Origin of the sequence: Rhizobacter sp. Root1238 (assembly GCF_001425825.1) — a bacterium.
GTDB lineage: Bacteria > Pseudomonadota > Gammaproteobacteria > Burkholderiales > Burkholderiaceae_C > Rhizobacter.
The window spans coordinates 23,315-36,489 of sequence record NZ_LMDM01000010.1 but is presented as its reverse complement, the minus strand read 5'-3'; the positions used below and the strand labels follow the sequence as shown (position 1 = coordinate 36,489).

General features: G+C 70.8%; 16 protein-coding genes. 11 read left to right on the top strand and 5 right to left on the bottom strand.

Translation table 11 applies throughout. From position 1 onward, the window contains the following. Window positions 1-86 precede the first annotated feature (86 nt). The gene (locus ASC98_RS10140) at window positions 87-806 is read left to right on the top strand and encodes a glutathione S-transferase family protein (RefSeq protein ID WP_082542331.1); all 720 of its coding nucleotides are present in this window, start codon (window positions 87-89) and stop codon (window positions 804-806) included. Here ASC98_RS10140 and ASC98_RS10135 read toward each other — a convergent pair. Further along, window positions 803-1,231 (bottom strand): cupin domain-containing protein, encoded by a 429-nt coding sequence (locus tag ASC98_RS10135; RefSeq protein ID WP_056807886.1) that lies wholly within the window; start codon window positions 1,229-1,231, stop codon window positions 803-805. The genes ASC98_RS10140 and ASC98_RS10135 overlap by 4 nt on opposite strands. A 93-nt stretch (window positions 1,232-1,324) precedes the next feature. Here ASC98_RS10135 and ASC98_RS10130 point away from each other — a divergent pair, with 93 nt between their 5' ends. The 4 genes from ASC98_RS10130 to ASC98_RS10115 are packed head-to-tail and all read left to right on the top strand — an operon-like array spanning window position 1,325 to window position 4,339. Beyond that, entirely contained in the window at window positions 1,325-1,543 is a 219-nt protein-coding gene (locus tag ASC98_RS10130) for a DUF4266 domain-containing protein (protein WP_056807884.1), read from the top strand. Then, the gene (locus ASC98_RS10125) at window positions 1,534-2,664 is read left to right on the top strand and encodes a DUF3570 domain-containing protein (RefSeq protein WP_056807882.1); all 1,131 of its coding nucleotides are present in this window, start codon (window positions 1,534-1,536) and stop codon (window positions 2,662-2,664) included. Before ASC98_RS10130 ends, ASC98_RS10125 begins: the two co-directional genes overlap by 10 nt. Before the next feature lie 2 nt (window positions 2,665-2,666). Next, complete coding sequence (locus ASC98_RS10120; RefSeq protein WP_235581219.1) at window positions 2,667-3,650, top strand: FAD:protein FMN transferase; 984 nt, start codon at window positions 2,667-2,669, stop codon at window positions 3,648-3,650. After that, window positions 3,647-4,339, top strand: coding sequence for a penicillin-insensitive murein endopeptidase (locus ASC98_RS10115; protein ID WP_082542330.1), 693 nt, complete (start codon window positions 3,647-3,649; stop codon window positions 4,337-4,339). Before ASC98_RS10120 ends, ASC98_RS10115 begins: the two co-directional genes overlap by 4 nt. A gap of 6 nt (window positions 4,340-4,345) precedes the next feature. Here the strand turns inward: ASC98_RS10115 and ASC98_RS10110 are convergent, their stop codons facing one another. Both ASC98_RS10110 and ASC98_RS10105 read right to left on the bottom strand, forming a co-directional pair. Next, window positions 4,346-4,759: a nuclear transport factor 2 family protein gene (locus tag ASC98_RS10110; RefSeq protein WP_056807878.1), complete on the bottom strand. Its 414-nt coding sequence runs from the start codon at window positions 4,757-4,759 to the stop codon at window positions 4,346-4,348. A gap of 52 nt (window positions 4,760-4,811) precedes the next feature. Then, on the bottom strand, window positions 4,812-5,258 hold the full coding sequence (locus ASC98_RS10105; protein WP_056807876.1) for a heme-binding protein: 447 nt from the start codon (window positions 5,256-5,258) through the stop codon (window positions 4,812-4,814). Between the two features lie 81 nt (window positions 5,259-5,339). Here ASC98_RS10105 and ASC98_RS10100 point away from each other — a divergent pair, with 81 nt between their 5' ends. Next, a complete protein-coding gene (locus tag ASC98_RS10100; RefSeq protein ID WP_056807874.1) occupies window positions 5,340-6,239 on the top strand; it encodes a LysR family transcriptional regulator in 900 nt (299 codons plus the stop codon). 57 nt (window positions 6,240-6,296) lie between these two features. Here ASC98_RS10100 and selD read toward each other — a convergent pair whose 3' ends face one another. Further along, entirely contained in the window at window positions 6,297-7,340 is a 1,044-nt protein-coding gene (selD, locus tag ASC98_RS10095; RefSeq protein WP_056807873.1) for a selenide, water dikinase SelD, read from the bottom strand. Window positions 7,341-7,379: 39 nt separating this feature from the next. Here selD and mnmH point away from each other — a divergent pair, with 39 nt between their 5' ends. Genes mnmH through phnE form a run of 5 tightly spaced genes read left to right on the top strand, consistent with a single transcriptional unit; the run spans window position 7,380 to window position 11,833 of the window. Then, the gene (gene mnmH / locus ASC98_RS10090; protein ID WP_056807871.1) at window positions 7,380-8,426 is read left to right on the top strand and encodes a tRNA 2-selenouridine(34) synthase MnmH; all 1,047 of its coding nucleotides are present in this window, start codon (window positions 7,380-7,382) and stop codon (window positions 8,424-8,426) included. A gap of 50 nt (window positions 8,427-8,476) precedes the next feature. After that, window positions 8,477-9,358, top strand: a complete 882-nt coding sequence (locus ASC98_RS10085; protein WP_056807869.1) for a putative selenate ABC transporter substrate-binding protein — start codon at window positions 8,477-8,479, stop codon at window positions 9,356-9,358. Further along, a complete protein-coding gene (locus ASC98_RS10080; RefSeq protein WP_157598295.1) occupies window positions 9,355-10,182 on the top strand; it encodes an ATP-binding cassette domain-containing protein in 828 nt (275 codons plus the stop codon). The genes ASC98_RS10085 and ASC98_RS10080 overlap by 4 nt, the downstream gene beginning before the upstream one ends. Beyond that, window positions 10,182-11,021 (top strand): ABC transporter permease, encoded by an 840-nt coding sequence (locus ASC98_RS10075; protein ID WP_056808095.1) that lies wholly within the window; start codon window positions 10,182-10,184, stop codon window positions 11,019-11,021. The genes ASC98_RS10080 and ASC98_RS10075 overlap by 1 nt, the downstream gene beginning before the upstream one ends. Beyond that, on the top strand, window positions 11,018-11,833 hold the full coding sequence (phnE, locus tag ASC98_RS10070; protein ID WP_082542328.1) for a phosphonate ABC transporter, permease protein PhnE: 816 nt from the start codon (window positions 11,018-11,020) through the stop codon (window positions 11,831-11,833). The genes ASC98_RS10075 and phnE overlap by 4 nt, the downstream gene beginning before the upstream one ends. 103 nt (window positions 11,834-11,936) lie before the next feature. Here phnE and ASC98_RS10065 read toward each other — a convergent pair whose 3' ends face one another. Next, window positions 11,937-13,136 (bottom strand): AGE family epimerase/isomerase, encoded by a 1,200-nt coding sequence (locus ASC98_RS10065; protein ID WP_056807865.1) that lies wholly within the window; start codon window positions 13,134-13,136, stop codon window positions 11,937-11,939. Window positions 13,137-13,175: the final 39 nt, after the last annotated feature.

Here is a 13,175-nt window from a genome sequence, read left to right as displayed (position 1 = left end):
GCCAGCAACTTGCGCGCCAGCCCGTGGCACAGCGCTTGCAATGCTGCTGCGACACGCCGCCCCGCCGCGTGGTCCGGAGGCCCCGCATGTCCACCGTCGCCGCGAAGAAGCCCGCCGCCAGGCCCGCACCGAAGAAGGCGGAGCCGACCGCCGCGAAGGCGACGCTGACGCTCAGCAGCCGCAACTACTCGTCGTGGTCGCTGCGCGGCTGGCTGCTGGCGCGCTTCGCCGGGCTGGACTTCGACGAGGTGATGGTGTCGCCGGACGATGCCGACGCGCGCAAGGAGCTGCTGCTGCTCGCGCCGTCGATCCGCGTGCCCTGCCTGACGCACGAGGGCGCGAAGGTGTGGAACACGCTCGCGATCGCGCAGTACCTCGACGAGATCAAGCCCGGTGCCGGCCTGATGCCGAAGGACCGCATCGCGCGGGCGCATTGCCGCTCGGTCAGCGGCGAGATGAACTCGGGCTTCGCGAACCTGCGCAGCTCGCTGCCGATGAACCTGAAGGCGCACCATCCGGGGCACAAGATCTGGGCCGGCGCGCAGCCGGACATCGACCGCATCACCGAGATCTGGACCGAGTGCCTGGCGCTGTACGGCGGGCCGTACCTGTTCGGTGCGCAGCGCACGATGGCCGACGCGATGTACGCGCCGGTCGCAACGCGCTTCCTGACCTATGGCGTCAAGCTGAACAAGCCGTGCATCCTCTACTGCCAGACCATCATGGCGATGCCGGAGATGCAGGAGTGGATCGCCGCCGCGAAGGCCGAGCCCGACGACATCGAAGAGCTGGACATGGAGTTCTAGAGGCCAGTCCAGGGTGTCACCGGCGGCACCTCGCATGGTGCCGGCATGTCGATCGACGTGAAGTCCGACGGCCCGACGATCTCGATGTATTCCATGTCGGGCGAGTAGTCGAACAGGTAATGCACGATGCCGGGGCGCTGGTGCACGCAGTCGCCGGCCGAGACCAGCGTCTCGCGATCCTCGTACATGAACTTCGCCCAGCCCTTCGTCATGATGACGATGTGGAACTCCGCCTCATGACGGTGCCAGCCGGTGCCCTTTTCGGGTGCCAGGTTGGCCTTGACGAGCTGAGCGAGCACCCGGCCGTGGGTGGCCTGCTCGACGCCGAGGTCGCGGTACAGGAAGAAATCCCGCAGCCCGTCGCTGCGCCAGGCGGTGTCGCCCGGCTTCACGTGCGAGAACTTCGTGGTGGTGCTGTCCAGCATCGCGAACCTCCAGCGTTCAGAACGGTGGGCTGCGGCATGCATGAAGCGTTCCACGCCGGGAGTTAAAGTCTCGCGCGACGACAGGGGAACACCATGACGAAATCAGCGATCGGGCTGCTGGTGCTGGGCTGCATGGCCGGCTGCGCCAACTACGAAGTGCCCAAGGCCTGGGAGAAGGGCAACCTGGCCAAGCCCGAGATGACGATGGGTGGCGATGCGCTGGAGCAGCGCTTCGAGCAGCACATCTACACCAGCAAGGAAAACGCGTCCGGCGGCTATGGCGTCGGTGGCGGAGGCTGCGGATGCAATTGAACGCCCCCCTCGGCAGCCTCGTGCTCGCCGCGTTGGCCCTGCCCGGCGTCGCGCACGCCGAAAGCGCTCCAGAGCAAGGCCTGGTCGGCCTGCGCTTCCTGAACTACCAGGACTCGCAGCCCGGCTGGAAACGCATCACGGTGAACTCGCCGTCCTTCCTGCTCGTCACGCCGCTCGGCACCGGCTGGGGCCTGGAGGCGACGGCCACGGTGGACCACGTGTCGGGCGCGACGCCGCGCTACCACAGCAACGTGTCGGGCGCGTCGACGATGGACGACGAACGCAAGGCCGGCGACGTCAAGGTGACGCGCTACTTCCAGCGCGCGTCGCTGTCGCTCGGCGGCGCGTACTCGACCGAGCACGACTACCTGTCGCGTGCGTTCTCGCTGGCCGGTACGTGGTCGAGCGACGACAACAACACCACCTGGAACGCCGGCTTCGGCCATGCCGGCGACAAGATCGACCCGACCGACGGCGGCTACGACGGCAACGTCGCCGACGAGCGCAAGCGCACCAACGACTTCATCGTCGGCGTCACGCAGGCCGTCACCGGCGACGACCTGGTGCAGGCCAACCTGACGCACAGCCGCAGCACCGGCTACCTGGACGATCCCTACAAGGCGCTCGACCGGCGGCCCAGCGAGCGCCGCCAGACCGCGCTGCTGCTGCGCTGGAACCACCACTTCGCCGGCGACGGCTCCACGCTGCGCAGCAGCTACCGCGCCTACAACGACAGCTGGCAGGTCAAGGCGAGCACGCTGCAGCTGGAATGGGTCAAGCCGGTCGGCGGCGGCGTCAGCCTGACGCCGCTGCTGCGCTACTACACCCAAAGCGCCGCATCGTTCTATGCCGACCCGGTGTACGACACGACGCTCGGCGAGCCTTTCCCGGTGGGGTGGGATGCCAACGCCACCCACTCGCTCGACCAGCGGCTGTCGGCCTTCGGTGCGTTCACGCTCGGGCTGAAGCTGCAATGGGCGGTCGACGCGCTGTGGACGGTCGACCTGAAGGGCGAGGCCTACCAGCAGCGCGGCGAATGGCGCGCCGGCGGCGAAGGCTCGAAGGGGCTCGAGCCGTTCAAGGCGCGCATGCTGCAGGTCGGCATCAGCCGAAAGTTCTGACCATGTCGATGCATCCGATGTCGGCGCGCGCCGAGGCGCAGGCCGACGACCTCGGCTTCGGCTTCGGCGCGATGGCCTGCGAGTGCGAGATTCGCATCGCCGGCCTCGGCCGCAAGAAGGCCGAGCCGCTGGCGCGCGAGGCGATCGACGAGGTGCGGCGCATCGAATCGAAGTTCTCGCGCTACCGCGACGCGAGCGTGGTGTCGCGCATCAACGCGGCCGCCGGCAGCGGCACGCCGGTCGAGGTCGATGTCGAGACGGCGGACCTGCTCGACTTCGCGGCGCAGTTGCATGCGAGCAGCGGCGGGCTGTTCGACATCACCTCGGGCATGCTCCGCCAGGCCTGGGATTTCAAGGCCGGCCGCCAGCCCGCCGACGGGCAGCTTGCGCAGCTGCTGCCGCGGGTCGGCTGGACCAGGCTGCACTGGCAGCGCCGCGGCCCGGGGCAGGTGGGCCGCATCGAGCTGCCGATGGCCGGCATGGAGCTCGACTTCGGCGGCTTCGGCAAGGAGTACGCGGCCGACCGCGCCGCGACGCTGCTGCAGTCGCGCGGCGTGCGCCACGGCATGGTCAACCTGGGCGGCGACATCCGCCTGATCGGCCCGCGCCCCGACGGCCGGCCGTGGGTGCTCGGCGTGCAGCACCCGCGGCACGAGCGCGCGCTGATCGCCCGCATCGATCTGGCTGACGGCGCGCTCGCGACCAGCGGCGACTACGAGCGATTCTTCGAGCACGAAGGCGTGCGCTACTGCCACGTCCTCGACCCGCGGAGCGGCATGCCGGTGTCGCACTGGCAATCGGTCAGCGTGGTCGCACCCGCCTGCCTGGCCGCCGGCGCGCTGACGACGATCGCGATGCTGTTGCAGGGCGACGCGCTGGCGTTCCTGCAGTCGCAGAACGTCGGCTACCTGGCCGTCGATGCGCAGGGGGGCATCCACCGGCACGAGATCTGGCAGCGCGGCGAGAGCGCGGCCGTTTCGGCGTGAGCCGCATCCATCGCCGTGCCTTGCTCGCGGGCTGTGCTGCGACAGCCGCGCTGCCGTCCTGGGGCGCGAGCCGCTGCTTCGGCACGGTGGCCCAGGGGCGGCTGGAGGAGGGTGTTGCGCTGCCGGCGGACGGGGCCAACTTCGCCGCCTACAGCCGGCTCGGCGTGACGGCCGGCCGCACCCACGTGCACTCGACGGTGCGCGACATCGTCGTCGATGCGTATGCGCAGCTCGCGACGGCGCTGCCGGGCACGGTCTTCGTCTACGGCGAGACCGGCTGGGCGAGTGGCGGCCGCATCCGCCCGCACCGCAGCCACCAGAACGGCCTGTCGGTCGATTTCTTCGTGCCGGTGCGCAATGCGGCCGGCGTGTCGGTGCCGCTGCCGACGGGGCTCACGAACAAGCTCGGCTACTCGATCGAGTTCGATGCGGCAGCGCGCTTCGATGACCTGCGCATCGACTTCGCGGCGATCGCCGAGCACCTGTTCCAGCTCGCGGAGTCGGCACGGCGCCACGGGTCCGGCCTCGCGATGGTGATCTTCGATCCGCCGTACCTGCCGATGCTGCTGGCCACGCCGCGTGGTGACTGGCTGCGCGAGCACGTCAACTTCATGAAGGGCCGCGCGTGGGTGCGGCACGACGAGCACTACCACGTCGATTTCCGCGTGGCTTGCGCGCCGTTGGCATGAGCCGCTTCAGGGCTGCGCCGACAGGTGCAGGTGGCGCAGCTGCCAGCCCGCCGGCCCACGCGTCCACAGCGCCGTGAACGCGAGCCGGCCCGATGCCGGTGCGGCATTCGGCGCACCGATGCCGCCCAGCCGCGTGCCGGTCACGAGCGCGGTGTCGCCGAAACGCTGCAGCGCCAGGTCGGCGACACGCAGGTCGATCTGCCGGCCGGACTTGAACAGGCCGTCGAAGGCCTTCGCGTCGAGGTGCAGCAGCTCCTTCGACTCCGGCACGGTCTCGGTGAAGCCCTCGGCGGGCAGGTAATGCACGACGGCATCGAGGTCCTTCGCGGTGATCTTCGCGAAGAAGTCGGCGGTGGCGGCGACCGGGTCGGTGGCCGCGTCGGCCGCGGCGCCGGCGAGCGGGGCGTTCAGCAAGGTCATGGCAAGAGCGATGGAGGCGAGGGGGTGGACGGGCTTCATCGGGTGGCGGCGCTCAGGCGGTCGCGATCTCGAAACCCAGCGTCTTCAACGCGATCTCGGCGGCCTGCCGGTCCTGCAGCGCGTTGCCGCCCGAGATGCCGATGCCGCCGACCACGCGGCCTTCGTGGACGATCGGGCAGCCGCCGCCGACCGCGACGAGCCGCGGCCGGTGCGCGAGTGGCGCGACGACCGGGTCCTTGACGATGCCGTTCCACACATGGGTGCCGAGGCCGAACGATGCGGCCGTCCAGGCCTTGTCGACCGCGACGTCGACGGTCAGGAACGGGGCGCCGTCGGTGCGGTCGAGCGCCTTCAGGTGACCGCCGGCATCGGTGATGGCAATGGTGGCTTCGATGCCGATGTCACGGCAGGCGGCGCGGGCGGCGTCGATCAGGCGCGCCGCTGCGTCGCGGGCGATCGACGTGAACGCAATGGTGAGGGGGGTCTGCGAGCGGTTCATGGGGGCTTCCAGTGGGTGAGGCCTGAACTCTAAAATCGCAACCATCGATTGATAAGCCTGCCGTGAAAGTATCAATTTTAAATGAAAGTTGGCAATATCGCGGACTTCGACGTGCTGATCCAGACCGCGCGAGGCGGCTCGCTGACGGCCGCCGCCGCGGCACTCGGTATCACGCCGGCGGCCGCCAGCGCGATGCTGAAGCGGCTGGAAACGCAGCTCGGCACGCGGCTGTTCGAGCGCTCGACGCGCGCGATGCGGCTGACGGCACAGGGGCAGACGTTGCTCGGTTATGCGACGCGGGCCTTCGAGCTTCTGGCCGAGGGCGAATCGCAGGTGACGGAAGAGCGCGGTGCACTCGTCGGCACCTTGCGCGTCGCGGCGCCGTCGGACCTGACGCGCACGACGCTGCTGCCGTGGTTCAGCGAATTCATGGCCCTGCACCCTGGGCTGCAACTGGCGCTCAGCGTCGGCGACCGGCCGAAGGACGTGGTGCGCGATGACGTGGATGTCGCGCTGCGCTACGGCACGCCGGCCGATTCAGGGATGGTCGCGCGGCTGCTGGTGGCGGCGCGGCCGGTGCTGTGCGCGTCGCCCGCCTACCTGCGCCGGCACCCCGCGCCGCAGACGCCGCAGGATCTGCTGCAGCACAACTGCCTGACCTTCGACCGCGGCGGGCGCAACTTCCGAGCATGGCGCTTCGGTCGCGACGGCCAGTGGGTCGACGTGCGGGTCAAGGGCGACCGCAGCGTCGACGATGCCTCGCTGGCGCGCGAATGGGCGGTGGCCGGCGTGGGCGTGCTGCTGAAGTCGCAAATCGACATCCGCGGCGACTTGCTCAGCGGTGCGCTGGTGCCGCTGTTGCCCGAGTGGGAGACCGAGCCCTATCCGCTGCACGCGCTGCTGCCGAGCGGCCGCTTCGTGCCGGGGCGGGTGAGGGCGCTGGTGGAATTCCTGGCGAAGAAGTTCGAGGCCCTCTCGTAGCGCGGATGCCGATCCGGGAATGCGGCGATACGCAAAGAACCCGGATTGGCATCCGGGCTACATGACTTCCAGGTGCGATGCGCCCGCCCGCATGCGACCGATCACCGCCGCCTGCCCGAACCCCGCGGCATGAAAGCGCTCCAGCACCGTTGCCGCCGCCTCCGGCGCGCAGCTCACCAGCAGCCCGCCACTCGTCTGCGGATCGGTGAGCAGCGCCTGCTGCCACGGCTGCAGCTCGGGCGCGAGCGTCACGTCGGCGCCATAGCCGGCCCAGTTGCGCGCCGACGCGCCGGTCGCGATGCCGTTGCGGGCATGGATGGCGGCCGATTCGATCAACGGCAGCGCGGAGAAGTCCAGCTCGGCCGCGAGCCGCGAGCCGCGGCACACCTCCAGCAGGTGGCCGGCCAGCCCGAAGCCGGTCACGTCGGTCATCGCGTGCACGCCGTCGAGCGCGCCCAGCTCGCTGCCGACGCGGTTCAGCTGCGTCGTGTGGCGCAGCATCTCGGCGTAGCCGTCGGCATCGAGCAGGCCCCTCTTCAGCGCGGCCGACAGGATGCCGACGCCGAGCGGTTTGCCCAGCACCAGCACGTCGCCGTCGCGCGCATCGGCATTGCGGCGCACCCGGTCCGGGTGCACCAGCCCGAGCGCGACCAGCCCGTAGATCGGCTCCAGCACGTCGATCGAATGCCCGCCAGCGATCGGGATGCCCGCCTCGCGGCAGATGCTCGCGCCGCCTTCGAGGATCGCGCCGATGACCGCCGGCGGCAGCTTGTCGAGCGGCATGCCGACCAGCGCGAGCGCCATGATCGGCGTGCCGCCCATCGCGTAGATGTCGGAAATCGCATTCGTCGCCGCGATGCGGCCGAAGTCGCGCGGGTCGTCGACAATCGGCGTGAAGAAGTCGGTGGTGGCCACCAGCGCCTGCCGGTCGTTCAGCCGGTACACGGCCGCGTCGTCCGCGGTCTCGGTGCCCACCATCAGTTCGGGCGGCACCAGGCCTTGCGGCGCGCGCGCCAGGATGTCGGCCAGCACGCCGGGTGCGATCTTGCAGCCGCAGCCACCGCCATGCGAGAAGGAAGTGAGTCGAATGGGTTCGGTCATCGTTGAAGTGTCGATCAAAAAGCACCCCGGGGCACGCCCTTGAGCCACAAGCCCACCACGGTCGAGGACCTGTCCGCCTTCAGCGTGCTGATCGACGTGCGCACGCCGGCCGAGTACGCGCTCGACCACATCCCCGGCGCGATCAACTGCCCGGTGCTCAGCGACGACGAGCGCCGCATCGTCGGCACGACCTACGTGCAGGTGTCCGCCTTCGAGGCCCGCAAGATCGGCGGCGCGATGGTGGCCCGCAACATCGCCGACCACCTCGACCAGCTGATGCGCGACAAACCGCGCGACTGGCGTCCGCTGCTGTACTGCTGGCGCGGCGGCATGCGCAGCGGCAGCTTCGTCAACTGGCTGCGGCTGGTCGGCTGGGACGCGCAGCAGCTGAAGGGCGGCTACAAGGCATGGCGCGCGCATGTCATCAGCGAGCTGGCCAGCCGCGCTCCGGCGCTGCCGCTGCGCGTGCTGTGCGGCCCGACCGGCAGCGCGAAGACGCGCGTGCTGCATGCGCTGGCGCAGCAGGGCGAACAGGTGCTCGACCTCGAGGCGCTGGCCGCGCACCGCGGCTCGGTGCTCGGCGACCTGCCCGGCACCGAGCAGCCGTCGCAGAAGGCCTTCGAGACGCAGCTGTTGCATGCGCTCGACGGCCTCGATCCGTCGCGCCGCATCTGGGTCGAGGCCGAGAGCCGCCGCATCGGCCGGCTCACCGTGCCCGAGCCGCTGCTGCGGCGGCTGCGGGCCAGTCCCATCGTCGAGATCGCGGCCACCCGCGAGGCACGGCTCGCCTACCTGCTGCGCGACTACGCCTGGTTGGGCGACGACCCCCGGCGCCTGGCCGACAAGCTCGGCGGCCTGCGCGAGCTGCTGCCGAAGGAGACGCTGGCGACCTGGCAGGCCTGGGCGCTGCAGCGCGAGCTGCCGCCCTTGTTCGAAGCGCTGATGGCCCAGCATTACGATCCGCTGTATGCGCGCTCGCAGGGGCGCCAGCTCGAACGCCTCGGCCAGGCGCAGCGCGTCGAGACCGACGACCTCTCGCCCGACGGCATCGCGGCGCTCGCACGGCGAGTCGCGTCGCTGCCCTGAGCGCTCCAGCCCGATTTTTTTCCTCTGTCTCCGAACCTCCAGGACCCGACATGACCTCTTCGATCCAACGCCTGCTCGCCGCCCTCTCGCTGACCGTGCCGCTGGCGCTGGCCGCCGGCACCGCGATGGCACAGACCGCGACGCCCGGCGTGCTGCGCGTCACCGCCATTCCCGACGAATCGCCGACCGAGCTGGCGCGCAAGTTCGCGCCGCTCGGCAAGTACCTCGAAGCGAAGCTCGGCATGAAGGTCGAGTGGACGCCGGTGACCGACTACGCGGCGGCCGTCGAGACGGTGGTCAACCGCAAGATCGACCTGGCCTGGTTCGGCGGCTTCACGTTCGTGCAGGCGAGCGTGCGCTCGAACGGCAAGGTGATCCCGCTGGTGCAGCGCGAGGAAGACGAGCGCTTCCGCTCGGTCTTCATCACCGATGCGAAGAGCGGCATCGCGAAGCTGGAAGACCTGAAGGGCAGGACGCTGAGCTTCGGCTCGGCATCGAGCACCTCGGGGCACCTGATGCCGCGCAGCTTCCTGCTGGCCGCGAAGATCAACCCCGACGCCGACCTGAAGCGGGTCAGCTTCTCGGGCGCGCACGACGCGACGATCGCCGCGGTGGTGAGCGGCAAGGTCGACGCCGGCGCGCTGAACATCTCGGTGTGGGAGAAGTTCGTCGCCGACAAGAAGGTCGACACCAGCCAGGTGAAGGTGTTCTTCACGACGCCGGCGTACTACGACTACAACTGGACGGTGCATGCCGACATGCCGGCCGACCTGCGCAACAAGATCCAGCAGGCCTTCCTCGCGCTCGACCCGGCCACGCCGGAAGGCAAGGAGATCCTGGGCCTGCAGCGCGCAACCCGCTTCGTCGCGACCAAGCCCGAGAACTACGTCGGCATCAAGGCCGCGGCAGAGAACGCCGGCCTGCTGAAGTGAACGACGCTGCAGCGGCCGTCGAGCTGCGCGCGCTGTCGGCCCCGGCCGCGCCGGGCGTGCCCGGGCTCGCGTTGCGCGGGCTCGACCTGCGCATCGCGCAAGGCGAGCAGGTCGCGGTGATCGGCGCATCGGGCGCGGGCAAGACCAGCCTGCTGATGGCGCTCGCCTGCGCGGTGCGGCCGGCGGGCGGCAGCGTGTCGCTGTTCGGCCGCGATCCGTGGTCGATGTCGACCGGTGAACTGCGCCGCCTGCGCGGCCGCCTGTTCCTCGCGCCGCAGGTGCCGCCGCTGCCACCGCGCCAGCGCGTCGTGACCGCGGTGCTGGCCGGTCGGCTGCCGGCGATGGGGCTGCTGCAGAGCCTGCGCACGCTGTGGAGCCCGCGCGACACCGGGCTTGCGCAGGCGGCGCTCGCCGAGGTCGGCCTGGCCGACAAGCTGTGGCTGCGCGTCGATCGCCTGTCGGGCGGCGAGCGGCAGCGCGTCGGGCTGGCGCGCGCGCTCGTCTCGCAGGCCGGCCTGTGGCTGGTCGACGAGCCCCTGTCGGCGCTGGACCCGACCCGCGCGCGCGGCGTGATCGATGCGCTGCTCGGCGCCGCGCGGCGCGACGGCCGCACGCTGGTCTGCAGCCTGCACCAGGTGGACGTGGCGCGCGAACGCTTCGAGCGCATCGTCGCGCTGCGTGCCGGCGTCTGCGTGTACGACGGCCCGGCCGCCGGGCTTGACGACGCGGGCTTGCGCGAGCTGTACGCCGGCGAGCTGCCGGGGGCCGCGCCGGCCGATCCGCTGCCGGCGGCCGACGCGTTGCCCGAGAGCATGTGCCGGTGATGCAGCAGGCCGTGCGTCCGACCGGTGCCGCGCTGCACGACCCGGCGCTGCTGCGCAGGGTGTCGTGGCTGCTGGTGGTGGCCGTGCTGGCGTGGCCGGTGCTGGTGTGGACCGAGTTCAACCCGGCGACCTTGCTGGACGCCCGCAGCCTCGGCGCGACCTGGAAGTTCGTCTCCGATTTCGTGCCGCCGAAGCACGATGCCGATTTCCTGGCCGAGCTGTTGCGCGAGACCTGGCGCACCGTCGCGATCGCGACCGCCGGCCTGGCGCTCGCGTGGCTGCTGGCGGTGCCGCTGGCGCTGCTGTCGACGGCACGCCTGTCGCTCAGCGGCCTGGCCGCGCCGATGCGGCCGCTGCCCGCGGCGTTGCGGCAGGTGGTGCGCTGGGTGCTGGTGGTGCTGCGCTCGATCCCCGAGCTGGTGTGGGCGCTGTTGTTCGTGCGGGCCGTGGGCCTGGGGCCGACCTCGGGCGTGCTGGCGATCGCGATCACCTACGGCGGCATGCTCGGCAAGGTGTATGCCGACATCCTCGAAAGCAGCGACCCGGCGGCCACGCAGGCGCTGCTGCGCAACGGCAGCGGGCGGTTGCAGGCCTTGCTGTTCGGCGCGCTGCCGGAATGCGCCGGCGAGCTGGTCAGCTACACGGTGTACCGCTGGGAGTGCGCGATCCGTTCGTCGGTCGTGCTCGGGTTCGTCGGTGCGGGCGGCCTGGGCCAGCTGCTCGACAGCGCCACGAAGGTGTTCGCCGGCAGTGAAGTGAGCGCCATCCTGCTGGTGTTCGTCGCGCTGGTGTGGCTGAGCGACCGCGTGAGCGCGGTGCTGCGGCGGGTGATGGGATGACGGCGATGCGCGAGCCCGGCGTGTTGCCACCCCCGAGCGCATCGCGCCGCCGCGGGCTGCTGGTGCTGGCCGGCGTGCTGGCGCTGGTGGTGGCCAGTTTCGCGACGCTCGACCTGCATTGGCGCGAGTTCCTCGCGCCGGCCGAACTGGCGAAGCTGGCGGCGTTCGGCGCGAGCTTCTTCCCGCCGGAGACCGCCCCTGCGTTCCTGCGCCGCACGCTGGTCGCGGCGGGCGAGACGCTGGCGATGTCCTTGCTCGGCACCGTGCTCGCGGCGGGGGCCGGCCTGTGCCTGGCCTTGCCGGCGAGTGCGCGCGGCGGCGCCGCGGCGCGCGCGGTGCATGGCAGCGCGCGCCTGCTGCTGAACGCGCTGCGTTCGATCCCCGAGCTGGTGTGGGCCTCGCTGTTGCTGATCGCCGCCGGCCTGGGCCCGTTCCCCGGCACGTTGGCGCTGGCCCTGCACACGACCGGCGTGCTGGGCCGCCTGTTTGCCGAGAGCATCGAGAACGCCGCGCCCGGCCCGGCCCTGGCGTTGCGGGTGCCCGGCACCGACCGCCTGCGCGTCTTCCTGTGGGCGACCTTGCCGCAGGTGCTGCCGCAGCTGCTGTCGTACAGCCTGTACCGCTGGGAGAACAACATCCGCGCCGCCGCCGTGCTGGGCGTGGTCGGCGCCGGCGGCCTGGGGCAGATGCTGTACTTCCACCTCGGCCTGTTCCAGATGCACGAGACCTGCACCGTGCTGCTCGCGATGATCGCGCTGGTGGCGCTCGTCGATGCGCTGTCGTTCGCCGCGCGGCGAGCGTTGAATCGCTGAGTTCGGGCACCTGCAAGCGGTTCATCTGGAGCGGTTGACCCCCACGGGGTGCCGTGCTGCTCGGCTTCGTTCGCCTCTTCGAACTGATCCGCTGACAGCAGGATCAGCCCTCCAACGCGCGCAGCACCTCGTAGCAAGCCCCCATCGTGTCGGCATCCGTCTTCCCGGCCGCGCGCTTCTCGTCGCCGGGCCGGCGGTTGTCGTGCGACAGGATCCGGTACCACGCCCCATGCTCGTGGTCGACGAAGTGCGTCCAGCTGTGCTCCCAGACGCGGTCGTACCAATCCCAGTAGCCGCCCTCGCCGGTGCGCACCGCCAGGCAGGCGGCGGCGCCCAGTGCCTCCGCCTGCACCGAGGCATGCTTGTCGTGGTCGACGACCGCAGGGTCCGGTCCGAAGCCGCGGAACAAGCCGCCGTGCTTCGCGTCCCAGCCGTGCTGCGTCGCGGCGGCGAACAGCTCGCGCGCCCTCGGCAGCAGCCAGTCGCTCGCCCGATGCCGGTCCAGCACCAGCAACAGCTTCGCCCACGTCGCATGGTGCCCGGTCTGGAAGCAGCGCGGACGCGTACCGTCGCCATGATCGTCCCGGTCGATCGACCAGTCGAGCCGGTAGTGCTCCCAGACCAGCCCCTGCGCCAGCCCGGCAAGCCGCTGCGTCACCGAGCGGGCCAGCGTCTGCGCCCGGTCGAGGAAGCGCGCCTCGCCGGTTGCCTCGAAGGCCGCCAGCATCGCCTCGCAGGCGTGCAGGTTCGCGCTTTGCCCGCGGTACGGCGCGAGCTTCCAGTCGGCGCTCGCTTCATCGGCATACAGCCCATGCGCCGGCTCCCAGAAGTGCTGCTCCATCAGCCCGAAGGTCTCGTGCAGCCCGAGCCGCGCATCGTCGATGCCGGCCATCAACGCATGCGCATGCGCCAGCAGCACGAGCGCCAGGCCGTGGCAGTGGTTGCTCGCGTCGAGCACGTCGCGCTCGCCGTAGTTGCCGCCGGCGCCGTGCCAGCGAATCCGCCAGGCGTAGCCGCCAGTGTCGGCGTCGCGGTGCGCATCGCGAAGGAAGCGCAGCCCGTGGCGCGTGGCCTCGCGCCATTCCGGCCGGCCGAAGTGCCGTGCCGCCATCGCATGGTTGATCGCGAAGCGCGCGCTGCCGACGAGGTGGCGCGTCTCGCGGTCGCAGACCGTGCCGTCGTCGTTGAAGAAATGGTAGAAGCCGCCGCTCGGGTCGCGGCTGCGGCCCTCGTAGAACGACATCGTGTGCAGGATGTGCCGCCGCAGGAAGTCGGGTGAGCGGAAGTCGATGATCGGTGTCATGTCCTGCCTCCTCGCCGCGCCCTTGCGGACGGTCACGCT